This is a genomic window from Ralstonia chuxiongensis, assembly GCF_024158925.1.
GTDB lineage: Bacteria > Pseudomonadota > Gammaproteobacteria > Burkholderiales > Burkholderiaceae > Ralstonia > Ralstonia chuxiongensis.
The window spans coordinates 619,286-643,121 of the sequence record NZ_JAMYWC010000003.1; the positions used below are offsets into that span (position 1 = coordinate 619,286).

General features: G+C 63.1%; 19 protein-coding genes and 1 tRNA gene. 16 read left to right on the top strand and 4 right to left on the bottom strand.

What is annotated here, in order from left to right; genetic code table 11:
* Positions 1 to 18 precede the first annotated feature (18 nt).
* From NKG59_RS12210 to NKG59_RS12260, 11 genes are all read left to right on the top strand, one after another.
* On the top strand, positions 19 to 654 hold the full coding sequence (locus NKG59_RS12210; protein ID WP_253537087.1) for a YfgM family protein: 636 nt from the start codon (positions 19 to 21) through the stop codon (positions 652 to 654).
* A 48-nt stretch (positions 655 to 702) separates the two neighbouring features.
* Positions 703 to 1,881 (top strand): outer membrane protein assembly factor BamB, encoded by a 1,179-nt coding sequence (gene bamB, locus NKG59_RS12215; RefSeq protein ID WP_045204254.1) that lies wholly within the window; start codon positions 703 to 705, stop codon positions 1,879 to 1,881.
* Between the two features lie 195 nt (positions 1,882 to 2,076).
* A complete protein-coding gene (gene der, locus NKG59_RS12220) occupies positions 2,077 to 3,420 on the top strand; it encodes a ribosome biogenesis GTPase Der (protein WP_253537090.1) in 1,344 nt (447 codons plus the stop codon).
* A gap of 300 nt (positions 3,421 to 3,720) precedes the next feature.
* Positions 3,721 to 3,960: an RNA chaperone Hfq gene (gene hfq / locus NKG59_RS12225; protein ID WP_004626316.1), complete on the top strand. Its 240-nt coding sequence runs from the start codon at positions 3,721 to 3,723 to the stop codon at positions 3,958 to 3,960.
* 73 nt (positions 3,961 to 4,033) lie between these two features.
* On the top strand, positions 4,034 to 5,287 hold the full coding sequence (gene hflX / locus NKG59_RS12230; protein WP_045204252.1) for a GTPase HflX: 1,254 nt from the start codon (positions 4,034 to 4,036) through the stop codon (positions 5,285 to 5,287).
* Positions 5,288 to 5,342: 55 nt separating this feature from the next.
* Positions 5,343 to 6,719 (top strand): FtsH protease activity modulator HflK, encoded by a 1,377-nt coding sequence (gene hflK, locus NKG59_RS12235; RefSeq protein WP_045204251.1) that lies wholly within the window; start codon positions 5,343 to 5,345, stop codon positions 6,717 to 6,719.
* 12 nt (positions 6,720 to 6,731) lie between these two features.
* Entirely contained in the window at positions 6,732 to 7,646 is a 915-nt protein-coding gene (gene hflC, locus NKG59_RS12240; RefSeq protein ID WP_045204250.1) for a protease modulator HflC, read from the top strand.
* A 76-nt stretch (positions 7,647 to 7,722) separates the two neighbouring features.
* Positions 7,723 to 7,923, top strand: coding sequence for a DUF2065 domain-containing protein (locus NKG59_RS12245; RefSeq protein ID WP_045204249.1), 201 nt, complete (start codon positions 7,723 to 7,725; stop codon positions 7,921 to 7,923).
* Positions 7,924 to 7,981: 58 nt separating this feature from the next.
* Entirely contained in the window at positions 7,982 to 9,145 is a 1,164-nt protein-coding gene (locus tag NKG59_RS12250; protein ID WP_253537093.1) for an ATP phosphoribosyltransferase regulatory subunit, read from the top strand.
* Between the two features lie 95 nt (positions 9,146 to 9,240).
* Entirely contained in the window at positions 9,241 to 10,581 is a 1,341-nt protein-coding gene (locus NKG59_RS12255) for an adenylosuccinate synthase (protein ID WP_045204247.1), read from the top strand.
* A 116-nt stretch (positions 10,582 to 10,697) separates the two neighbouring features.
* A complete protein-coding gene (locus NKG59_RS12260; RefSeq protein WP_045204246.1) occupies positions 10,698 to 11,270 on the top strand; it encodes a phosphoribosyltransferase in 573 nt (190 codons plus the stop codon).
* A 373-nt stretch (positions 11,271 to 11,643) separates the two neighbouring features.
* Here NKG59_RS12260 and NKG59_RS12265 read toward each other — a convergent pair.
* Positions 11,644 to 11,728 (bottom strand) — tRNA-Leu (locus NKG59_RS12265).
* A gap of 70 nt (positions 11,729 to 11,798) precedes the next feature.
* Here NKG59_RS12265 and rnr point away from each other — a divergent pair.
* The 3 genes from rnr to NKG59_RS12280 are packed head-to-tail and all read left to right on the top strand — an operon-like array spanning position 11,799 to position 15,934.
* A complete protein-coding gene (gene rnr, locus NKG59_RS12270; RefSeq protein ID WP_045204245.1) occupies positions 11,799 to 14,393 on the top strand; it encodes a ribonuclease R in 2,595 nt (864 codons plus the stop codon).
* A 39-nt stretch (positions 14,394 to 14,432) separates the two neighbouring features.
* Positions 14,433 to 15,185 (top strand): 23S rRNA (guanosine(2251)-2'-O)-methyltransferase RlmB, encoded by a 753-nt coding sequence (gene rlmB, locus NKG59_RS12275; protein WP_045204244.1) that lies wholly within the window; start codon positions 14,433 to 14,435, stop codon positions 15,183 to 15,185.
* Complete coding sequence (locus tag NKG59_RS12280) at positions 15,185 to 15,934, top strand: SIR2 family NAD-dependent protein deacylase (RefSeq protein ID WP_253537097.1); 750 nt, start codon at positions 15,185 to 15,187, stop codon at positions 15,932 to 15,934. The genes rlmB and NKG59_RS12280 overlap by 1 nt, the downstream gene beginning before the upstream one ends.
* A 14-nt stretch (positions 15,935 to 15,948) precedes the next feature.
* Here NKG59_RS12280 and tal read toward each other — a convergent pair whose 3' ends face one another.
* On the bottom strand, positions 15,949 to 16,908 hold the full coding sequence (gene tal, locus NKG59_RS12285; protein WP_253537100.1) for a transaldolase: 960 nt from the start codon (positions 16,906 to 16,908) through the stop codon (positions 15,949 to 15,951).
* A 149-nt stretch (positions 16,909 to 17,057) separates the two neighbouring features.
* Here tal and rpiA point away from each other — a divergent pair, with 149 nt between their 5' ends.
* Complete coding sequence (gene rpiA, locus NKG59_RS12290; RefSeq protein ID WP_253537103.1) at positions 17,058 to 17,744, top strand: ribose-5-phosphate isomerase RpiA; 687 nt, start codon at positions 17,058 to 17,060, stop codon at positions 17,742 to 17,744.
* Between the two features lie 142 nt (positions 17,745 to 17,886).
* Here rpiA and NKG59_RS12295 read toward each other — a convergent pair whose 3' ends face one another.
* Both NKG59_RS12295 and argA read right to left on the bottom strand, forming a co-directional pair.
* Positions 17,887 to 18,162 carry an oxidative damage protection protein gene (locus NKG59_RS12295; protein ID WP_004626344.1) on the bottom strand — a complete coding sequence of 92 codons (276 nt, stop codon included), beginning with the start codon at positions 18,160 to 18,162 and terminating at the stop codon, positions 17,887 to 17,889.
* Between the two features lie 107 nt (positions 18,163 to 18,269).
* A complete protein-coding gene (gene argA / locus NKG59_RS12300) occupies positions 18,270 to 19,667 on the bottom strand; it encodes an amino-acid N-acetyltransferase (RefSeq protein WP_253537106.1) in 1,398 nt (465 codons plus the stop codon).
* 71 nt (positions 19,668 to 19,738) lie between these two features.
* Between argA and hrpA the strand changes: the two genes are divergently transcribed.
* On the top strand, positions 19,739 to 23,731 hold the full coding sequence (gene hrpA, locus NKG59_RS12305; protein ID WP_253537108.1) for an ATP-dependent RNA helicase HrpA: 3,993 nt from the start codon (positions 19,739 to 19,741) through the stop codon (positions 23,729 to 23,731).
* Positions 23,732 to 23,836: the final 105 nt, after the last annotated feature.

The following is a 23,836-nucleotide window of genomic DNA, read 5'->3' on the forward strand; positions in this document are numbered from 1 at the left end:
ATTCAAGCTCTGCAAAGCATGGCCTACGATCTCGAAGAACAGGAACAAATAGAGAGCCTTAAGCACTGGTGGCGTGATAACGGCAACGTGATTACGTGGATCGCCATCGTGGTGCTGCTGGCTGTGGCCGGTTGGTTCGGCTGGAAAAATTGGCAGCGCAAGCAGGCCGGCGAAGCGTCCGTGCTGTACGAGCAGGTGCAGAAGGCCGTTGATGGCAAGGACGCTGAGAAGATCAAGCGCGCCGCAACTGACATGGAAGACAAGTTTGGCGGTACGGCCTACGCGCAGATGAGCGCGCTGGCCGCTGCCAAGGCGCTGTACGAAGCCAACGATGCGGCTGGCGCCAAGGCGCAGTTGCAATGGACGGTTGATCATGCGCGCGACGATGAATACAAGGCGCTCGCCAAGCTGCGCCTGGCTGGACTTTTGCTCGACGAGAAAGCCTACGATCAGGGCATCGCGCTAGTCTCCGGCGACGTTGCGCCGGCGTTCACCGCGCTGTACGCCGATCGTCGCGGTGATCTGCTGGCCGCGCAGAAGAAGAACGAAGATGCCCGCGCCGCCTACAAGCTGGCGCTGGAAAAATTCGGTCCGGCCGATGCTTCGGCGCGCCAGATCGTGCAGTTCAAGCTGGATGCCCTGGGCGGCGCCTGATTGGCGCACCCCGTGCAATTCAACGCATAACAAAAGGATCCCGATTTCATGATTCACGCACTTGAGCAGGGTGGTGTCGCGCGCGGTGTCGCACAGGCGGCACGCGTGGCAGTGCTGGCACTGGCAGCGACGGCTGTCCTTGGTGGTTGCTCGCTGTTCAGCAGCAAGAACAAGCATGAGCCGGCCAAGCTGACGGAAGTTCAGCAAGTGTTGGCTGTGCGCCAGGTGTGGAGCGTGAGCGTCGGCAAGAGCGGCCGCTACGTGATGCAGCCGGCGGTGGCGGGCAACAACGTCTATGTGTCGGCCGCCGGCGGTACTGTGACCGCCCTGGATGGCGCCACCGGTCGCACGGTCTGGCAAGGTAAGGCGGACGTCGACCTGACCTCCGGCCCTGGCAGCGATGGCACGCTGACAGCGGTGGCAGGTGAGAAGGGCGCGGTCATCGCGTTCGACGAAAAGGGCGCGCAGAAGTGGAAGATCGCCGTCAACGGTGAAGTCCTGACGGCGCCGCTGGTGGGCCAAGGATTGGTGATCGTCCGTACGACCGATGGCCGCGTCATGGGTCTGGATCCCAGCAATGGCGAACGCAAATGGATTTACCAGCGTTCTCCGTCGGCGCTGAACCTGCGCAGCAGTCTGCCGATGATTTTTTCCGGCGATAACATCATCCTCGGATTTGCAGGTGGCAAGCTGGGCGCGCTGTCGGCCAGCAACGGCGCCTTGCGCTGGGAAGCTGCCGTGTCGTATCCGCGTGGGGTATCGGAAATCGAGCGCCTGAACGATGTGACCGGGGCACCGTCGATCAACGGTTCGCAAGTCTGTGCAGCCAGCTTCCAAGGGCGCGTGGCGTGTTTCGATACGAGCACCGGCGCTCCGCGCTGGGGTCGTGATTTCTCGTCGCCGACCGGTGTGACGCAAGATGATGACGGGCTGTTCGCCGCTGACGAGAAGTCGGTGGTCTATGGTTTTAACGCACAAAATGGCGCCGATCTCTGGAAGAACGACGCGCTGCTGTGGCGCGACCTCGGTACGCCGCTGGCATTTGGCCGTGCGGTCATCGTGGGCGATTCCGAAGGTTGGCTGCATTTCCTGTCGCGTGATGACGGCAAGTTCGTCGCCCGCGTGAAAACCGATAGCAGTGCCATTGGTGCAGCACCCGTGGTGGTTGGCCAGACGCTGGTCGTGCAAACCCGCGGTGGCGGTGTCTACGGCTATCTGCCGAAATAACATTGGCCGCCGCGGCCCGGATGGGCTGTGGCGGCACACGCATCACATCGGGGCGGCATCGCCGCCTTGGACTTGCGCCCGCGTACTCCGCGGGCGTCTTGCATCTGTGTCATCAGGCATTCAGCCGTGCAGATGCCAACCGCAGTTGCAGCAATCAGAATTTGCCGTGGCGCCATTCGCGTGCGGCACACAAGCATGAAACCAGTCATTGCCCTCGTAGGGCGGCCGAATGTCGGCAAATCGACCCTCTTCAACCGTCTGACGCGCTCGCGTGACGCGTTGGTGGCGGATATTCCTGGCCTGACGCGCGATCGCCACTACGGTGAGGGCCGCGTGGGCGACCGTCCGTTCATTGCCATCGATACGGGCGGCTTCGAACCCGTCGCCAAGGACGGCATCGTTGCAGAGATGGCCAAGCAGACGCGCCAGGCCGTGGTCGAAGCCGATGTCGTGATCTTCATCGTCGATGGTCGTCTGGGGCTGGCGCCGCAGGATCGCGTGATTGCCGACTACCTGCGCAAAACCGGGCGCCGCATCCTGTTGGCCGTCAACAAGGCTGAAGGCATGCGCTACACCGCCGTCGCCAGCGATTTCTACGAGCTTGGCCTGGGCGATCCGGCTGCCATCTCGGCCGCGCACGGTGATGGGGTCAATGATCTGGTGGCCGAGGCGCTCGACCTGGCGTTTGCCGAGCGCCCTGAACTTGCCGAGGCAGCGGACGCGCACGGCCACGGCACCCGCATTGCCATCGTTGGCCGTCCGAACGTGGGCAAGTCGACGCTGGTGAACGCGCTCATCGGCGAAGAGCGTGTGATCGCGTTCGATATGCCGGGCACCACGCGCGACGCCATCTATGTGGATTTCGAGCGTAACGGCAAGCCTTACACGCTCATCGATACGGCCGGCTTGCGCAAGCGTGGCAAGGTGTTCGAGGCAATCGAGAAGTTCTCGGTGGTGAAGACGCTGCAGTCGATTGCCGACGCCAACGTGGTTGTGCTGATCCTCGACGCGCAGCAGGACATTTCCGACCAGGATGCACATATCGCCGGGTTCATCGTCGAGTCCGGACGCGCGCTGGTAATCGGCGTGAACAAGTGGGATGGCCTGACCGGCCATGCACGCGATCGAATCAAGCACGATATGGAGCGCAAGCTGCAGTTCCTGTCGTTTGCCAACGTGCATTACATCTCCGCCAAGGAGGGCACGGGCATTGGCGCGCTGATGAAGTCCGTGGATGCCGCTTACGCCGCCGCCATGGTCAAGCTGCCGACACCTAAGCTCACGCGCGTGCTCATGGAGGCAGTCGAGTATCAGCAGCCGCGTCGTGCCGGCGTCTCGCGCCCGAAGCTGCGCTACGCGCACCAGGGCGGTTCCAACCCGCCAATCGTGGTGATTCACGGCAACGCGCTGTCGAATATCCCCGAGACCTATCGCCGCTTCCTGGAGGGGCGTTTCCGAGAGGCGTTCCAACTGAAGGGCACACCGCTGCGGATCGAATTTCGTACGAACAAAAACCCGTACGCACAATCGAACGATTGAGCATCGCGCGGGCGGTGCTCGACGGCGGGGGCGTGTGACGCGGGGGCAGTCGAACGGGGGATCACCAAAAAGGCCGAGCCATTTCATATGGCGGGGTCATCGGTTTTCCGTTTGCTTTCCCTGATTTCTAAGGCTAAATTCTCGAGACATGGCGCTTGGTGTCTGCAAACCCAGGCGCCATTGGCGTCATTTGGACGCGTCTGGCCGACTCTTTTGACGAACTTTTTTTGCGTCGACTGCTTGAACCCGGGCTTCCTAGCCCCATAACCCACCACTAAACCTATAAATCTGGAGTGTGCCATGAGCAACAAAGGGCAATTGCTACAAGACCCGTTTCTGAATGCGCTGCGTAAGGAGCATGTGCCGGTGTCGATCTATCTCGTCAACGGTATCAAGCTGCAAGGCAACATCGAGTCGTTCGACCAATACGTCGTGCTCCTGCGTAATACCGTGACGCAGATGGTGTACAAGCATGCGATCTCCACCGTGGTGCCGGCCCGTGCCGTGAATTTCCGCGTGGACGAAGCGCCTGACGCCTGAGTCTGCTTCGCTCCCGCCGCCGTCCGCGCGGCGGGACGCACCCACCCCGTTTTTCCTTTCTCTATTCCCCCGTTTGGCATCTCATCCCACCTCCAGCTCGGAGCCGACGCGCGCCATCTTGGTCGCTGTCGATTTCGGCAAACATGATTTCCAGGAAAGTCTGAGTGAACTGGCGCTGCTGGCCTCCACAGCTGGCTCTGAACCTGTGCGCGCGGTTACGGGCAAGCGTTCCCGGCCTGATGCAGCGCTGTTCATCGGCGCAGGCAAGGCCGAAGAGGTGAGGATTGCCGCAGACGAGGAAGACGCGGAAATCGTCATCTTCAACCATGCGCTGAGTCCTGCTCAGCAGCGTAACCTCGAGCGCTTTTTCGGGCGCCACGTGGTGGACCGGACCGGCCTCATCCTCGATATTTTCAGCCAGCGCGCGCAAAGCCACGTCGGCAAGGTACAGGTGGAACTCGCTCGCGTGCGATATCAGGCGGCGCGTCTGGTGCGGGCGTGGAGCCACTTGGAGCGCCAGAAAGGCGGGGTCGGCCTGCGCGGCGGCCCGGGCGAGCGTCAGCTCGAGCTGGACCGGCGGATGTTGGACGAACGCGCCAAGCGGCTATCGTCCGAGTTGGACAAACTGCAGCGTCAGCATGACACGCAGCGCCGTTCGCGCAGCCGCAACGACGCGTTTTCCGTATCCCTGGTCGGCTATACCAACGCCGGCAAATCGACGCTGTTCAACGCGCTGACCAAAGCGCGCGCATACGCAGCCAACCAGTTGTTCGCCACGCTGGATACGACATCGCGCCGGCTGTACCTCGAAGGGCTGGGCAACGTGGTGCTGTCGGATACGGTCGGCTTCATCCGCGATTTGCCGACGCAACTGGTGGCGGCTTTCCGCGCGACACTGGAAGAGACCGTCCACGCCGACGTGCTGCTGCATGTGGTGGACGCCGCCAGCACCGTCAAGCACGAGCAGATGGAGCAGGTGGATCGCGTGCTGGATGAAATCAACGCCAGCGGCATCCCGCAGATTCTGGTGATGAACAAGATCGACGCGGCGGAGGAGTTGCGTGCGGCTGGCCCGCGCATCGAGCGCGACGAAACCGGCGCCGTGCGGCGTGTGTTCGTTTCTGCCATTGAAGGTACCGGGCTTGATCTATTGCGCGAGGCGCTGGTCGAGACCGCGATCCGCCTGCGGGAGAACCCTGCGTCGCATGGCGGCGATTTCGATCCGCGTTTCGATACCCGCCGTGATTCGCTGCCGGCGCACCGTGACGAACTGTCGCAAAGCTTGCCGAACAGCGGTTCTTCAGCCAAAGGTGACGAAGAGGGCTGATAGAATGCCCCGTCACTCCTTCGCAGTCAGCCAATCAGGACAAGCCCGACCGCTCATGCCCGAGATTTCGACCCAGTCTTCTTCCATAGCCTCGCCGCGTAACGTGCGAGGTTTGTGGCACCGCTTGCGTGTGCTGCTTTCGCTGAACGATCCTCGCTGGGGTCGCGGCGATGACAACAACGCCGAGCGCGAAGGCAAAGACGAGCCAAAGCGTCAAAGCAAGCCGCCTCAGGACGGCCCCCCCGACCTCGACGAGTTGTGGCGCGACTTCAATCGCCGCCTGAATAACCTGTTCGGTCGCAAGGATAGCGGTAACGGTAACGATGGCCCCACGCCACTGCGTCCGGGTAACGGCCGAAGCGGTTCAGGCCTGGGCGTCGGTGTGCTGCTGGCGGTGCTTGTTGGCCTGTGGCTGGCCAGCGGTTTCTTTATCGTGCAGGAAGGCCAGACGGGCGTGATCCTGCAGTTTGGCCGCTTCAAGTATCTGGCAACGCCAGGTATCAACTGGCGCTTGCCGTATCCGATCGAATCGCACGAGATCGTGAACCTGTCGGGTGTGCGCACGCTCGAAATCGGTCGGACTACCCAGATCAAAGACACGAACCTGAAAGACTCGTCGATGCTCACGCAGGACGAAAACATCGTCGACGTGCGATTCTCGGTTCAGTACAACATTGCCAACCCCGTCGACTACCTGTTTTACAACCGTACGGACCGCGGCGGCGATGAAGAACTGGTGACGCAGGCGGCTGAGACGTCGGTGCGCGAGATCGTCGGCCGCAACAAGATGGACGCGGTGCTGTACGAAGGTCGCGATGCCGTTGGCCGCAACCTAGCCGAGTCGATTCAACGCATCTTGTCGGCGTACAAGACCGGCATCCGAATCCTTAGCGTCAACGTGCAGAGCGTGCAGCCGCCCGAGCAGGTGCAGGCCGCGTTCGATGACGTGACCAAGGCGGGCCAGGACCGCGAGCGTGCCATCTCCGAAGGTCAGGCTTATGCCAACGACGTGGTGCCCCGCGCCAAGGGTACGGCCGCACGTCTGGGTGAAGAGGCGCAAGGCTACAAGGCACGGGTCATCGCACGTGCGGAAGGTGATGCGGCTCGCTTTGCGTCGGTGCAACGCGAATACGCGAAGGCGCCGCAGGTCACGCGCGACCGTATTTATCTGGAAACCATGCAGGACATTTACGCCAACTCGACCAAGGTGCTGGTCGATCAGAGCAATGGCAGCCTGTTGTATCTGCCGCTGGACAAGCTGATCGCGCAAACGCAGGGCGATACATCGCGTTCGGCTGCCGCGCCTGGTGCGTCGCCCCAGGATAGTGGGTCTGCGCAAGGCGTGCCGACTCCCTCCAACCCGTCACCGGCCAATGACGCAGACTCGCGCTCGCGCGAAGCACTGCGCAACCGTGACCGTGATTCGCGCTAACAGGAGGGCACTATGAATCGTCTGATTTCTGCCTTCGTGGCGCTGGTCATTGCCCTGGCGGTGTTCTCGTCGGTGGTGTTCGTGGTGGACCAGCGGCAGTACGCCGTGGTGTTCGCCTTTGGTGAGATCAAACAGGTCATCAAGGAGCCGGGGCTGCATTTCAAGCTCCCGCCGCCGCTGCAGAACGTGGTGTTCATGGATAAGCGCCTGCAGACCATCGATGTGGCCGGCGCCGATCGTTTCATCACGGCTGAAAAGAAGAACCTGCTGGTCGACTGGTTTGTGAAGTGGCGCGTGTCCGATCCGCGTCTGTTCTACGTGAGCTTCAAGGGCGATAATCGCCTCGCGCAGGACAGCATGACGCAGAAGATCAACTCCATCGCTCGCGATGAGTTTGCGCGCCGCACCGTGTCTGACGTGGTATCGACGGATCGTGAAGCGGTGATGCAGAGCATCCTCAAGGGCGTGCAGGAGTACGGCAAGTCGGTCGGTGTAGACATCATCGACGTGCGTCTGAAGCGGGTGGACCTGCTGGCCAGCGTGACCGAATCGGTCTACCGCCGCATGGAAGCCGAGCGCAAGCGCGTGGCCAACGAGCTGCGTTCGACGGGTGCTGCAGAGGGCGAGAAAATCCGCGCCGATGCCGATCGTCAGCGCGAAGTCGTCCTTGCCGATGCCTACCGCGATGCGCAGAAGATCAAGGGTGAGGGCGACGCTCGCGCCGCTGACATTTACGCCGATGCGTTTGGCCGTGATCCGCAGTTCGCCGCATTCTGGCGCTCCATGGAGGCGTATCGCGCATCGTTCCGCGATCGGAAGGACGTGATGGTGCTGCAGCCGAACAGCGATTTCTTCAAATACATGCGCAGCCCGAACGGCGGCGGTTCGGCGCCAGCGCCGGCTGCCCAGACGGGGCGCCATCGCTAGTACAATGCGTCGCTGATCATTTGAGGCGGACAAACCCCGGCTTGCCGGGGTTTTGTTCGTTCGCCAACCGCACCCCATGGAAGAGTCACTCCCCACCGTTTTGCTGGCAGCGTGCGCGCTGGTGCTCGTAGTCGAGGGCATCTTGCCGTTCGTGGCACCACGGGCTTGGCGGCGCGCTTTCCAGACGCTGACCGAGCTGCCGGACGAAAAGCTTCGCGTGATCGGCCTAGTGTCGATGGCGATTGGCCTCATCCTCCTGCGGTTGCTGCATCGCTAGCGCACTGCCTGCGTTTTTACAAATTTCTGCTGTACCAAGACTCCCGAGCGAGACCGCCATGCCGACCAATTGGCTGCTGCCTGAATCCATTGCTGATGTGCTGCCTTCCGAGGCGCGCAAAATTGAAGAGTTGCGCCGCCGCATGCTCGACCTGTTCCGTACTTACGGCTACGAACTGGTCATGCCCCCCATGCTGGAGTACATCGAGTCGCTGCTTTCGGGCACCGGTCACGATCTGGACCTGAAGACGTTCAAGCTGGTCGATCAACTTTCGGGCCGCACCATCGGCCTGCGCGCCGACATCACGCCGCAAGTCGCCCGTATTGATGCCCACTTGCTGAACCGCGCTGGCGTGACGCGTCTTTGCTATGCGGGATCGGTATTGCATACGCGCCCGAGTGGATTCCACGTCACGCGCGAGCCGCTGCAGATTGGGGCCGAAATCTATGGCCATGCAGGCCTGGAAGCCGATCTGGAAATTCAGGAGCTGATGCTCGCCGCGCTATCGGGCGCGGGGCTGGCCGATGTACGCCTGGACCTTTGCCACGTTGGGGTGGTGGCGGCGTTGCTGGAACAATCGCCGGTTGCTGTCGGCCTTCAGGACGACCTCTTCACGGCGCTCGCAGCCAAAGATGTGCCTGCTCTGCGTGCCATCACGGCTGATCTGCCGCCGGTGCAGCGCGACGCCATCAACCTGCTGCCGGCACTGTACGGTGGTGTTGATGTGCTGGGCCGTGCGCGTAAGAAGTTGCCCGCGTTGCCCGCCATTGGCCGCGCGCTGGACGATTTGGCTACGCTGGCCGAGCGCGCAGGCGGTGCGACCGTCAATATTGACTTGGCCGACCTGCGCGGCTACCACTACCACAGCGGTGTGATGTTTACTGCCTATGTGGCCGGTGTGCCAAATGCCGTGGCGCGTGGCGGTCGGTATGACAAGGTCGGAGAGGCTTTCGGCCGTGCTCGCCCGGCGACCGGCTTTTCGCTGGACCTGCGTGAGGTCGCCGGCATTTCGCCGGTGGAGGCGCGCGCCGCTGCCATCCACGCACCCTGGTCGGGCGATGCCAAGCTTCGTGAGGCGATCGCTGCGCTGCGCGCGGCGGGCGAAATTGTCATCCAGTCGCTGCCGGGCCACCCGGAAGATCTGGAGGAGTTCGCTTACGATCGGCAACTCGTTGAAGAGGGCGGTCGCTGGATCGTCAAGCCCCGCAACGCTTCGGTCTGAAGTTGTTGCATAACGTTGTGTAAATACCCGGTAATTCCAGGGAAGGCCCTGGCAACAAGGGTAGAATACGTTTTTAACCCATCTGCAAATTCAACATGTCCGCACCAGCAGTGAGCCAAGGACGCAATGTCGTCGTCATCGGCACCCAGTGGGGTGACGAAGGTAAAGGGAAAATCGTCGATTGGCTGACCGATCATGCGCAAGGCGTGGTTCGTTTCCAGGGCGGACATAACGCAGGCCATACCCTCATCATCGGCGGCAAGAAGACGATTCTGCGTCTGATTCCGTCGGGCATCATGCGCGATGGCGTCGCGTGCTACATCGGCAACGGCGTCGTGCTCTCGCCTGAAGCGCTGTTCAAGGAAATCGACGAGCTGGAATCGGCCGGCGTGCAGGTGCAGAACCGCCTGCGCATTTCGGAAGCAACCAACCTGATCCTGCCGTACCACGTGGCCATCGACAAGGCGCGCGAAGCCAAGCGCGGCGCCGCCAAGATCGGCACTACCGGTCGCGGTATCGGCCCGGCATATGAAGACAAGGTGGCCCGCCGCGCGCTGCGTGTGCAGGACCTGTTCGACCCGGCTTACTTCGCCGAGCGTCTGCGCGAGAACCTCGACTTCCACAACTTTGTCCTGACGCAGTACCTGAATCACCCGGCGCTGGATTTCCAGCAGACCCTGGACGAGATGCTGTCGTATGCAGGCCGCATTGCCCCGATGGTGACGGATGTGTCGGCCGAACTGTTTGCCGCTAACGCTGCCGGCAAGAACCTGATGTTCGAAGGCGCGCAAGGCACGCTGCTCGATATCGACCACGGCACGTATCCGTTCGTCACGTCGAGCAACTGCGTGGCAGGCAATGCCGCTGCGGGTGCGGGCGTTGGTCCGGGCCAGCTGCATTACATCCTTGGCATTACCAAGGCGTATTGCACGCGCGTGGGTTCCGGCCCGTTCCCGAGCGAGCTGTATGACGCGGACAACCCGGCGCGCCAAGATCCGATCGGCGTGCGTCTGGCCAATGTCGGCAAGGAATTCGGCTCGGTCACGGGCCGGCCACGCCGCACTGGCTGGCTGGATGCCGCCGCCCTGCGTCGTGCGATCCAGATCAATGGTGTGTCGGGCCTGTGCATGACCAAGCTCGATGTGCTGGATGGCCTGGAAACCCTCAAGCTGTGCGTCGGCTACATGCTCGATGGCAAGCAAATCGACATCCTGCCGCGTGGCTCCGATGCCGTGGGGCGTTGCCAGCCGATCTACGAAGAATTCCCGGGCTGGAACACCTCGACGTTCGGACTGAAGGAGTGGGACGCGCTGCCCGAGACCGCCCAGGCTTACCTGAAGCGCGTCGAGGAAGTGGCTGGCATTCCGATCGCCATGATCTCGACCGGTCCTGACCGCGACGAGACCATCCTGCTGCGTCATCCCTACAAGGACTGACGCGGTGCTCTCAGATTCGCCCGGTGATTCGCCGGGCGAATTTGCATGGAGCGCCGTTTTTCATAGAACACGATAGCGGCAACTCACGCCGCATTCACGATACGAAGAGGTACACCATGAACCAGCCGATCAACGACGACTCGCACCTGTGGGTGTCTTGGGATGACTACCACGGCCTGATCGAGCGCCTGGCGCTCGTCGTGCACGAGTCGGGCTGGAAGTTTGACAAGATCCTGTGCCTGGCGCGCGGCGGCTTGCGCGTTGGCGATCAGCTTTCGCGCATTTACGACCTGCCGTTGGCCATCCTGGCGACCAGCAGCTATCGCGAAGCCGCTGGCACACAGCAGGGAGATCTCGACATCGCGCAATACATCACCATGACCCGTGGCGAGCTGTCGGGCCGCGTGCTGTTGGTGGATGATCTGGTGGATTCGGGCATCACGCTGGAGCGCGTTGGGCGTCACCTGAAGGAGCGCTATCCGGCCGTGACTGACGTGCGTACCGCTGTGCTGTGGCACAAGGCATGCTCGAAGATCAAGCCTGATTATGCCGTGCAGTTTCTTGCGACCAATCCGTGGATCCATCAGCCGTTCGAGGAGTACGACACGCTGCGCCCGCATAACTTGGCGGCCTGGATCAAGCGCGGCAAGTCACGTTCAGCCGGCAACGGCGAGGCGCCGGCAGTTTGAGACGTTGGTCGATTGCGTCGAGGCGCGAATGGAGTGGCGTGTGCGGCTTGCGTCGTGCGTGCCACTTCGGTAACCTGCTGTCACGGGCTGCAATATTGGCCCGAAACCCGCGTACGGATTGGCTTTGCAGGAGTTGCCCAATGCCAGGTACGCGGTTGATCGAAGCGAGGTGTGTCTTTGTGGATGCACTGGGCTTCGAGCCCACCCAGCGTTTGGGGCAGGTGAGTCCGGTGATTCTGGCTCAGCCCTGGCGCGATAGCCAAGACACAATGCACGTCGCACTTCGCGGAATGTCGCATCAGCAACTGAACAACGGCAATCCGGCCGCGGAAAAGAAAAACGGCGCAACTTGCGTTGCGCCGTTCCTAAACTCTGGTGCCCAGGAGAGGACTCGAACCTCCACGGAGTTACCCGCTAGTACCTGAAACTAGTGCGTCTACCAATTCCGCCACCTGGGCAGGTGTGCGTGTACCGAAGCTGTAATTATTACGGGGTCCAGCGATCCTGTCAACACTCTAGAAGAAAAAATTGAATCAACCGACTTATCCGATCCCAAGCCGCGAGGAAATCCTCGGTGTGCTGCGCACGTCGGGGTCTCCGCTGTCTGCTACCGATATTGCCAAGACGCTGTCTGTCACGCGCAAGGAGCATGACGGCTTTATCAAGCGTCTGACCGCCATGGAGCGGGATGGTCAGATCGAACTCAACCGCAAGGGGCGCTACGAACTGGCGCACCAGCCCAACTTCATCGAAGGGCGCGTGATTGGCCATCGCGATGGCTTCGGCTTCTTCGTGCGCGATGACGGCGAGCCCGATATTTTCCTGCCCGAGCGCGAGATGCAGAAGGCCATGCACGGTGACCGCGCCTTGGTGCGTGCCGTCGGCTATGACCGCCGCGGTCGCTCGGAAGGGCAGATCGTCGAGATCCTGCAGCGGGCCAACAAGCGCGTCATCGGGCGGTTGCTGTCGGAAAGCGGCACGCTGGTTGTGGCGCCGGAAGACAAGCGCCTGGGCCGCGACATCCTGATCGCCCCTAAGGGGCAAGGCAAGGCCAAGGTCGGCCAAGTGGTAAGCGTTGAGATCCTGGAATATCCGGACCGCTACGTACAGCCGATCGGCCGCGTGGTCGAAGTGCTGGGTGAGATTGACGATCCTGGCATGGAAATCGAAATCGCCGTGCGCAAGTACGGCGTGCCGCACGAGTTTTCTGAGCCGACGCAGCGCGAGGCGGAAGCGCTGCCCGACGTGGTCCGTGATGCCGATCTGGCTGGTCGCATCGACTTGCGCGATGTGTCGCTCGTCACCATCGACGGTGAAGATGCACGCGACTTCGATGACGCCGTCTACGCGGAGCCTGTCAAGATCGGCCGCACCAAGGGCTGGCGTCTGATCGTGGCGATTGCCGACGTGTCGCATTACGTGCGGCCCGGACATCCGCTGGATGCAGACGCCATTGATCGCGCGACCTCGGTCTATTTCCCGCGCCGCGTGATCCCGATGCTGCCGGAGAAGCTCTCCAACGGCTTGTGCTCATTGAATCCGGAAGTGGACCGTCTGTGCATGGTCTGCGACGCGGTGATCACGGCCAAGGGCGAGATCAAGGCTTATCAGTTCTACCCGGCGGTGATGCATTCGAAGGCACGCCTGACCTACAACGAGGTCTGGGCGATTCTGTCGAACGTGAAGGGTCCGGAGGCTGCCAAGCGGGCGCCGCTGGTGCCGCATCTGCAGGACCTGTACGAGCTGTATCAGACGCTGCTCAAGGCGCGCCGCGAGCGTGGCGCGATCGACTTCGACACCACCGAGACGTACATCGTTTGCAACGCGCAGGGCAAGATCGAGCAGATCCTGCCGCGCACCCGCAACGACGCGCACAGGCTGATCGAGGAGTGCATGCTGACGGCCAACGTCTGCGCGGCCGAGATGCTGGAGAAGTACAAACATCCGGCGCTGTACCGCATCCACGCTGGGCCGACGGAAGAAAAGCTGCAGGCGCTGCGAGCCTTCCTGAAAACGAGCGGCTTGACGCTGGGCGGTGGCGACAAGCCGCAGGCTGCCGATTACGCCGAACTGATGGAAAAAGTGGCAGCGCGTCCAGACGCGCCGATGCTGCAGACCATGCTGCTGCGCTCGATGCAGCAAGCGGTTTACAGTCCGGACAACATCGGCCACTTTGGCCTTGCGTATGAGGCATATGCGCACTTCACCAGCCCGATCCGCCGCTATCCGGATTTGCTGGTACATCGCTCCATCAAGGCGATCCTGCATCGCACGCGCTACGTGCCGGCGATGGCACCGGGCGTTCAGTTGAATAGCGCGCTGTCGCCCAAGGCGCGCCGTTTGCAAGCCGAAGCCGAGAAAGGCGTGCCGGCTGCGGTCGTCAACAAGGCCAAGACAGAAGCGATCTGGAATGAACTGGGCGTGCACTGTTCGACCAACGAACGTCGCGCCGACGAAGCCTCGCGCGATGTCGAAGCCTGGCTCAAGTGCTATTTCATGCGCGACAAGCTCGGCAACGAGTTCTCGGGCACCGTCAGCGCTGTCACATCGTTCGGCATCTTTGTGCAGCTCGACGAGCTGTACGTGGAAGGCTTGGTACACGTGACCGAGCTGGGCAGCGATTACTTCCAATACGACGAAGCCCGCAACGAACTGCGCGGCGAACGCACAGGCATCCGTTATCGCCTGACCGACCGCGTGCGCGTGCAGTTGCTGCGCGTGGATCTGGATGCCCGGAAGATGGATTTCCGCCTGATCCAGGAGCCTTCAACCAAGGCGCTGCGCCCGGCCAAGGTGACCGGTGCGCCGGAAGCCGCGACCGCGCGTCAGCCCGCCGGGGCAACGCCGGCGCCCTCGGTTGGCCGCAAGAAACCGCGCCAGTTAGCCGCATTGCTGGGCGGTACGGCCAAACCGGAGGAGTCGTTCGACGAGACGCTCGATCGCGTTATCGAAGAGCAGCCGGTGTTCGAGCCGGGTGGCCGTGCGCTGCCCCCGGGCCATGCCCACGCCAAGCCAGCGCGCAAGAAGCAGCCGGCGCGCAGCACGAAGCCCAAGGGCGGCGCCAAGACCGCCGCGCCGCGCAAGGCAGCAGGCCAGGCCCCGCGCAAGACCAAGGGGCGTTAAAGCGGGCGGGGAGCGTGGGTAGACGGGTACAATCGCGCCATGTCTAAATCCAAGCTCCTCATCGGCTTTCATGCCGTTACCGCCCGACTGCGTCACGGCGCCAAGTCGATCGACGAAATCTACTTCGAGGCCAACCGCCGCGACCGCCGCATGCAGGATTTCCTGAAAGTGGCGGAAGCAGCGGGCGTGCGTCTCATCCCCGCTGACGCCGACCGCCTGCGCGGCATCGCCGGCACCGACCGCCACCAGGGCGTGGTTGCCAAGGCAGAGTCACTGTCGCTGGCGCTCAATCTCGATGAACTGCTCGACGGCATTGAAGGTACGCCGCTGCTGCTGGTGCTCGACGGTGTGACCGATCCGCATAACCTGGGCGCGTGCCTGCGGGTGGCCGATGCTGCCGGCGCGCATGCCGTGATTGCACCGAAGGACCGCAGCGTTGGCATCAACACGACGGTCGCCAAGGTGGCCAGCGGCGCGGCCGAAACTGTCCCGTACATCACCGTGACCAACCTGGCGCGCACGCTGCGCGAGCTGCAGGAACGTGGCGTGTGGGTGATCGGCACGGCAGACGAAGCCGAACAGGATCTCTATCAGGCAGACTTCAAGGGCCCCATTGCCATCGTGATGGGCGCCGAAGGTGAGGGCATGCGTCGCCTCACGCGCGAAACGTGCGACGCGCTGGTCAGCATTCCGATGGCGGGCAGCGTGGAAAGCCTGAACGTGTCGGTGGCCAGCGGCGTGTGCCTGTTTGAAGCTGTGCGCCAACGCGCAGCGGCACCAGCCAAGAAGTAATGCGTGTCGAACCCACGGCCGCATCCGATGCGGCTGCATTGGCCCAGGCCCACGCCTGGGTCGAGGCCGCCCAGCACGTCATGGTGCTGACGGGGGCTGGCGTTTCGGCCGAGTCCGGCGTGCCCACGTTTCGTGATGCATTGACCGGCCTGTGGTCGCGCTTCAACCCCGAAGACATGGCCACCGAGGCCGCGTACCGCAAGCACCCGCGCATGGTGTGGGACTGGTATCAGGAGCGCCGCGAGCGCGTGCTGCAGGCGCAGCCGAATCCCGCCCATCTGGCGGTTGCCGCGCTGGCCAAGCGCAAGAAGGTGACGCTCGTCACGCAGAACGTCGATGGCTTACATCAGCGCGCCGGCAGCGAAGGCGTGATCGAGCTGCATGGCAACCTGTTCGCCAACAAGTGGCTTGGCGGCTGCGGCAAATGCGATGTCGCCACGGCCGAGCCGGGCCGGCCGCCGCGTTGTGCGACGTGCGGCGCGATGTTGCGCCCCGGCGTGGTGTGGTTTGGCGAGCAACTGCCGCTCGTGGCGAACTACCGCGCTGAAGAGGCCGCCAACACGTGTGACGTATGCCTAGTGGTGGGCACGTCCGGCATGGTGTATCCGGCGGCCGGGCTGCCGGGGTTGGCAAAGGACCACGGCGCCAAGGTGATCGTCGTGAATCCGGAGCCTAGCGCGCTGGATGCAACGGCCGATCTGGTGATCCACCAGCCGGCGGGCGTGTGCTTGCCCGCCATGCTGGGATAAAGCGCGCGTTCTTCTTACGCTGCCACGCGCAGCGGCTCAATCAACGCTTCCAACTTGACTGCGTCCGCCGCAAACAGGCGGATGCCTTCGGCCAACTTTTCGGTGGCCATGGCATCGGCGTTCATCTGCCAGCGGAACGATTTCTCGTCGGCCGGCAGGCGCACGATGTTGGCGGCGTTGGCATTGTCCGGCGAGAGCTTGCGTTCGACCGGCGCGTCGGACTGCTGCAACTGGGCGAGCAGATCCGGGCTGATGGTCAGGAGGTCGCAGCCGGCCAGTTCAACGATCTGCGAGATGTTGCGGAAGCTCGCGCCCATCACTTCGGTCGGGTAGTCGAACTTCTTGTAGTAGTTATAGATGCGCAGGACAGACTGCACGCCCGGGTCGTTCGCTCCGCCTTGCGCGACCGGGTCCCAGTTGGCGCCGGCGTCCTTTTTGTACCAGTCGTAGATGCGGCCGACAAAGGGCGAGATGAGCTGCACGCCCGCTTCCGCACATGCCACCGCCTGGGCCAGCGAGAAGAGCAGCGTCATGTTGCAGCGGATGCCTTCGGTGCGGAGCTGATCCGCCGCGCGGATGCCTTCCCACGTCGACGCGATCTTGATCAGCACGCGTTCGCGCGCCACGCCCCGCGCCTCGTACAACGAGATCAAATGTTTGGCCTTGGCGACCGTCGCCTCGGTGTCGAACGACAGGCGCGCATCGACTTCGGTCGACACGCGGCCCGGGATGATCGACAGGATTTCGCAGCCGAATGCCACGAGCACGGCATCGATGATGTCTTCCACACTGTCGCTGCGGGCGTCGCGCACGGCTTGTTCCAGCAGCGGGCGGTATTCGGCTTTCTGCACGGCTTTGAGGATCAGCGACGGATTGGTCGTTGCATCGTGCGGCGCGTAGGCGCGCATGGCCTGGAAATCGCCTGTGTCGGCGACGACGGTGGTGAACTGCTTGAGTTGATCGAGCTGAGTCATGAAGCGAGTCCGAAGTACGTTCCAGCGTTGCGCTGGAGGTGGAAAGGTGAATCGATTGTACTCCGCAGGTTTGGCTCCGCCAGCCGGCCGAGAGCCATCGAATTGATCCGGTACACTACCGGGTTTTCCGATCCCGACCGAGTTTTGCGATGACGCAGGATGAACTGAAGGCGCTGGTGGCGCAGGCTGCAGCGGATTACGTATTGGCCAACGTGCCCGAGGGCGCCGTGCTGGGTGTCGGCACCGGCTCGACGGCCAACCTGTTCATCGACGCCATGGCGCCGCATAAGGCGCGCTTTGCTGGCGCGGTGTCCAGTTCCGAGGCGTCGACGCGTCGGCTGCAGGGCCATGGCTTCACGGTGCTCGATTTGAACGAAGTCGATGTCATTCCCGTCTACGTGGACGGCGCTGACGAAATCGACGCCTCGGGCGCCATGATCAAGGGCGGTGGCGGTGCGCTCACGCGTGAAAAGATCGTTGCCTCGGTTGCCAGCGTGTTCGTCTGCATTGCTGACGGCAGCAAGCTTGTTGAGGCGATGGGCACCTTCCCGTTGCCGGTTGAAGTGGTGCCCATGGCACGCGCCGCCGTGGCCCGCCAACTTGCTGCGCTGGGTGGCCAACCGCGTCTGCGCATGACCAAGGAAGGCCAGATCTACAAGACCGACAACGGCAACGTGATCATCGATGTGGTGGGCCTGCGCATTGCCGATCCGAAGGGTCTCGAATCGATCGTCAACGATATTCCGGGCGTGGTGACGGTCGGCCTGTTTGCAAAGCGCGGCGCCAACGTGCTGCTGCTGGGAACGGAAGCGGGTGTGCAGCGGCGCGATTTCTGATCGCTAGCCATTTCTCAGCGAAAGGCTGCTCATGTAAATGGGCAGCTTTTTTTTATGCTTGTTGCGGCACTTTGGATTACCGTTGACCAAACAAAAAGCCGTTCAGTTTGCGCTGAACGGCTTTGTTTTTGATCGCGGCAAATCAGGCCGAGGGCGGCGGCACGTAGCCGGCAGCCTCGTCTGCGCCGTCGCCAAAGAAGTACTTCTCGGTCTGCTTGAGCAGGTACTGGCGTGCGCGCGAATCGGCCATGTTCAGGCGGTTTTCGTTGATCAGCATGGTCTGGTGCTTGAGCCAGCCAGCCCAGGCTTCCTTCGAGACGCTTTGCCAGAGTTTCTTGCCCAGTTCGCCGGGCAGGGGCGGGAAGTCGAGACCTTCGGCTTCCTTGTTGAGCTTGACGCAGTGGACCATGCGGGCCATGGGGATTCCTTTTGTGTGGCGGGAGCGCCGCTCAAACGCGACGCAGGTGCCGCTATTGTAAAGGCCGCGCGCCGCCGGGCTTGGATTCCACGACGCGCGCCAAGGGTTTAGAGCTTCTTCATCAGCACCATCGATCGCCGCTGCCAGTTGTAGAGCTTGCGGCGGTCTTCCGGCAGATCGTCCACGCCGGCACGCACGAAACCGCGCTTGAGGAACCAGTGTTCCGTCCGCGTGGTGAGCACGAACAGGCGCTTGAGGCCCAGCGCACGTGCGCGCACTTCGGTGTGCTTGAGCAGACGCTCGCCGTCGCCGGTGCCTTGGCTGTCTGGGGAGACGATCAGACAGGCCATTTCGGCCATGCCGTCCTTCGGATACGGATACAGCGCCACGCAGCCAAAGATGATGCCGTCGTGCTCGATGACCGAGAAGTTGGCGATGTCGCGCTCCAGCAGACGGCGTTCGCGCGGCACCAGCGTGCCGTCAGCTTCCAGCGGCTCGATGAGCGAGACGATGCCGCCCACGTCGTCCAGCGTGGCCTCGCGCAGGTATTCCAGATCGGTGTGCGACACCATGGTGCCCACGCCATCGTGCAGGAACAGCTCCAGCAGGATGCTGCCGTCCAGCGCGAACGGGATTACGTGTGCCCGGCGCACGCCGCCGCGCATCGCCTTGACGATGTGCTGCAGGTAATAAGCCGTGTCGTGCGACAGGCTGCCGTCGCGCAGGCGCTCGATGGCCGTTTCCATCGACAGGTCCTGCTGCAGCTTGCCCACGCGGTCCGTGATGCCGGGCAGCTCCGTGATGAAGATGAGCTTGTCGGCCTTAAGCGCCGTGGCGGTGTTGGCGGCCACGTCTTCCATCGACAGGTTGAACGCCTGGCCCGTGGGCGAAAAGCCCAGCGGCGACAGCAGCACGATCTTGCGGTTGGACAGGGAGTGCTGGATCGACTCCGCATCGATCTTGCGCACCAGCCCCGTGTGTTGGAAATCCACGCCGTTGACGATGCCCACCGGCCGCGCCGTCACGAAGTTGCCGGATACCACCGACATGCGCGCGCCGGCCATCGGAGTGTTGGGCAGGCCTTGGCTGAAGGCCGCTTCGATATCCAGACGCAGTTCTCCGGAGGCCTCCTTGGCGGATTCCAGCGCGGCGGCGTCCGTCACGCGTACGCCATCCACGAACTGGGTTTTCACGTTGCGCAGGGCAAGCTGTTCTTCCACCTGCGGGCGCGAGCCGTGCACGAGCACGATGCGCATGCCCATCGCATGCAACAGCGCGACGTCGTTGACGAGTGCGCCCAGCATGCCGGCCTGGACCAGCTCGCCACCGAAGCCGATCACGAAGGTCTTGTCGCGGAAGGAGTGAATGTAAGGCGCCACCTCGCGCAGCCAGTCCACGAACTGCTGCTGTTCGGGCGTGGGCGGAATTGGGGCGACGTCGACAGGGGCGGGCGTGTGCGCCGCCAGCGAAACGCCGGAGGCGGGGGCGGAGGAGCGAGCGGTCACGGACGGAGGAGGAAAAGCGGCACGGGGCGCGGGCCGGCGTAGGAAAGATGCGCGGATTATAATCCCGCCCGATGTCAGATTCCCACGCCCAGCCGCCCCGGCCACGCCCGGCGGCGCCTTCCCCGAAATCGCCGAAAGACACGCAGCCGCCCGAGCGCAAGCCCGGCGGCAATGGTCGTCCGCCGCGCCGCCAAAAGCCCACGCCGGAAGAGCTCGCCGCGGCGCTGGAGGCGCGCCGCGCACGTGCCAACCGCGTACCCCCGATTACGTTTCCCGAAGCGCTGCCCGTGTCGGCCCGGCGCGACGAGATCGCCCAGGCCATCGCCGCCAACCAGGTGGTGATCGTCTCGGGTGAGACCGGCTCGGGCAAGACCACGCAATTGCCGAAGATCTGCCTGTCGATCGGGCGAGGCATTGGCGCGGGCGGTACCGGGCTGATCGGCCATACGCAGCCGCGCCGGATTGCAGCCACGTCTACGGCCAAGCGTATCGCGCAGGAAATCGGCACGCCGGTGGGCGAGCACGTGGGTTTTCAGGTGCGCTTCAACGACACGCTCTCTGCGGGGGCGTCGGTCAAGCTGATGACTGACGGCATCTTGCTGGCCGAGACGCAGAACGATCCGCTGCTGCGCGCCTACGACACGATCATCATCGACGAGGCGCATGAACGCAGCCTCAACATCGATTTCCTGATCGGCTATCTCAAGCAGCTTCTGCCGCGCCGGCCCGACCTGAAGGTGATCATTACCTCGGCGACCATCGACGCGCAGCGGTTTGCCGAGCACTTTGCTGGCCCAAAGGGGCCAGCGCCTGTCATCGAAGTCAGCGGCCGGTTGTATCCGGTCGAGGTGCGCTACCGGCCGATTCAGCGCGACGAGAAGGACAAGGAGCGTGATCTCTACGAAGCGCTCGTCGATGCGGTGGACGAACTGGCCCGCGAAGGCTCGGGCGACGTGCTGATCTTCCTGCCGGGCGAGCGCGAGATTCGCGAGGCGGCCGAGGCGCTGCGCAAGCACCATCCCGCGCATACCGAGATTTTGCCGCTGTTTGCGCGCCTGTCGGTGCAGGAGCAGGAGCGTGTGTTCCGGCCGTCCAACGCGCGTCGCATCGTGCTGGCGACGAACGTGGCCGAGACCTCGCTGACGGTGCCGGGTATTCGCTATGTGGTCGATACGGGGCTGGCGCGTGTCAAGCGCTATTCGTATCGCAACAAGGTCGAGCAACTGCAGATCGAGCCGGTGTCGCAAGCTGCGGCCAACCAGCGTGCTGGTCGATGCGGCCGGGTGGCCGATGGCGTTTGCATCCGCTTGTATGAAGAAGCGGATTTCATTGCGCGGCCGCGTTTTACCGATCCGGAGATCCTGCGTTCTTCGCTGGCGGCGGTCATTCTGCGTATGAAGGCGCTGCGGCTGACGGACGTCGAACAGTTTCCCTTCATCGAGCCGCCGCTCGGCCGCGCGATTGCCGACGGCTACCAGCTCCTGCAAGAACTCGGTGCCGTCGACGACGAAAACGCGCTGACTCCGCTGGGCAAGCAGGTCGCTCGCCTGCCGCTGGACCCACGCGTGGCGCGGATGATCCTGGCCGGCCGCGACCACCAGTGCCTGCGCGAGATGCTGATCATCGCAAGCGCCTTGTCCGTGCAAGACCCACGGGAGCGCCCGCAAGAACTGCAGCAGCAGGCGGATCAGGCGCATCGCCAGTTTGCCGATGAGAAATCGGAGTTCCTCGGCTGGGTGAAGCTGTGGAAGTGGTTTGAAGAGGCCGTCGCGCACAAGAAGTCGAACAAGCAGCTGCAGGACCAGTGCCGCTCGCATTTCCTGTCGCACGTGCGATTGCGTGAGTGGCGCGACGTGCATTCGCAGCTGCACACCACGGTGGCGGAGCAGGGCTGGAAGCTCAATGAATCCGATCCGACCTATGAGCAGTTGCACCTGGCGCTGCTGACGGGGCTGCTCGGCAATATCGGTGTGCGCATCGAAGAGGCGGATGGGAAAGGCCGCGAATACCTCGGCGCGCGCGGTATCAAGTTTTTCCTGTGGCCGGGTTCAGTCATTGCGCGCAAGGCGGGCAAGTGGGTCGTTGGTGGCGAGCTGATCGAAACCAGCCGCCTGTTCGGCCGCACACTGGCACGCATCGAGCCCGAATGGGTGGAGAAGGTCGGCGCGCACCTCTTGAAGGTGTCGTGGAGCGATCCGCACTGGGAAAAGAAGGCCGGACAGGTGATGGCCTTTGAGCGTGGCACGCTGTACGGCCTGCCGATCTATCAGCAGCGTCGCGTGCACTTTGGGCCGATGCAGCCGAAGGAAGCGCGCGAGATGTTCATCCGCCGCGCGCTGGTCGATGGCGAATTCGAAACGCGTCTGCCGTTCTTCACGCACAACCAGCGCCTGGTGCGTGAGATCGAAAACCTCGAACACAAGTCACGCCGGCAAGACGTGTTGGTGGACGACGAGCTGATCTACGCGTTCTACGACAGCCAGATTCCGGCGGACATCTACAACACCGTATCGTTCGAGCGCTGGTATGCCGAAGCCGCCAGCGCAAGCGGCAAAAGCGGCCAGAAGCTGCTGTACCTGAATCGCGATGACCTGATGCGGCACGAAGCGGCCGGCATCACGACCGACCTGTTCCCGAAGGTGCTGCCGATTGCCGGCATCGACATGGGCCTGACGTATCACTTTGAGCCCGGCAGCCCGCGCGACGGCGTAACGCTCACAGTGCCGCTGTACGCGCTCAACCAGGTGCCCGCGCAGCGCACCGAATGGCTGGTGCCGGGCATGCTAAAGGAGAAGGTGCATCTGCTGCTGAAGAGCCTGCCGCAGAAGCTGCGCCGCCATTGCGTGCCGCTGCCGGACTACGCCGCCGGATTCGTCTCGCGCGTGCGGTTGGGGGATGGCGACCTGCTCGACCGCTTGATCGCCGACGTGCGCGAGCAGACCGGCATCGCGCTCAAGCGCGCCGACTTCAAGCTCGAAACGCTGCCCGCACATCACTTCATGAATTTCAAGGTGATCGACGAGCACGGCCGCCAGCTCGACATGGGTCGCAATCTGGCCCAGTTGCGCGCGGAACTGGGCGGGCGCGCGCAGCAGACATTCCAGTCGATCGCCGCGCAGGATGCTGCCGTGGCTGGAGCCCAGAACGAGGGTGCTAAGCCCGGCAAGGCAGGCAAGTCGGAAGCCCCGGCAAACGCCGCGCTTTACTCGGGCCTGACCACCTGGAATTTTGGCGAGCTGCCGGAACTGCTGGAGGTGCGCAAAGGCAGCCAGACGCTGTTCGGCTATCCGGCACTCGTCGATGCCGGTGACCACTGCGATGTGGAAGTCTTCGATGATCCGGCGGAAGCCACGCGCATCCATCGCCTGGGCTTGCGGCGGTTGTTTGCAATTCAGCTGCGCGAGCCGTTGAAGTACCTGGAAAAGAACATCCCGGGCCTGTCGCAAATGGCAATCCAGTTCATGAACCTGGGCACGCAGGATGATCTGCGCGACCAGATCCTGGATGCCACGCTGGAGCGCGCCTGCCTGCAAGACCCGCTGCCCACCGATGACGCCAGCTTCGGTGCCCGTAAGGACGAAAGCCGCGCGCGCCTGACGTTGCTGGCGCAGGAGATCGCGCGGCTGGTTGGCGCCATCCTGGCCGAATATGCGCAACTGCCGCGCAAGCTGCAGATCGCCAAGCCGTTTGCCGCCGCCACCGCCGATATCGACGCGCAGATCAAGACGCTGATGCACAAGCGCTTTATCGAGGCGACGCCGTACGCGCAGTTGACGCACTTTCCGCGATACCTGAAGGGCATCGCGCTGCGCATCGACAAGCTCAAGGCTGACCCGACGCGCGACACCCAGCGGATGCAGGAGATGGCGCCGCTCGTCCAGCAATACCAACGCGCGGAAAAGGCCCTGCGGGTGCAAGGGCAGGGCGGCAATGATCCACGCATGGAGGAATTCCGCTGGATGCTGGAGGAGTTGCGCATCGCCCTGTTTGCACAGGAGTTGCGCACGCCGGTGCCGATGTCGGTCAAGCGCCTGCAGAAGGTGTGGGAATCAATGCAGCGATAGCTGCAATGCGTTGTTGGGAGCGGGGAAAGTTCCCGTTTTCTTTTTTTGATTTGTGTCAGCGACGGCGTAAATGCGAGCGTTAAAATGGCTGGCTAAGTTGCTGAA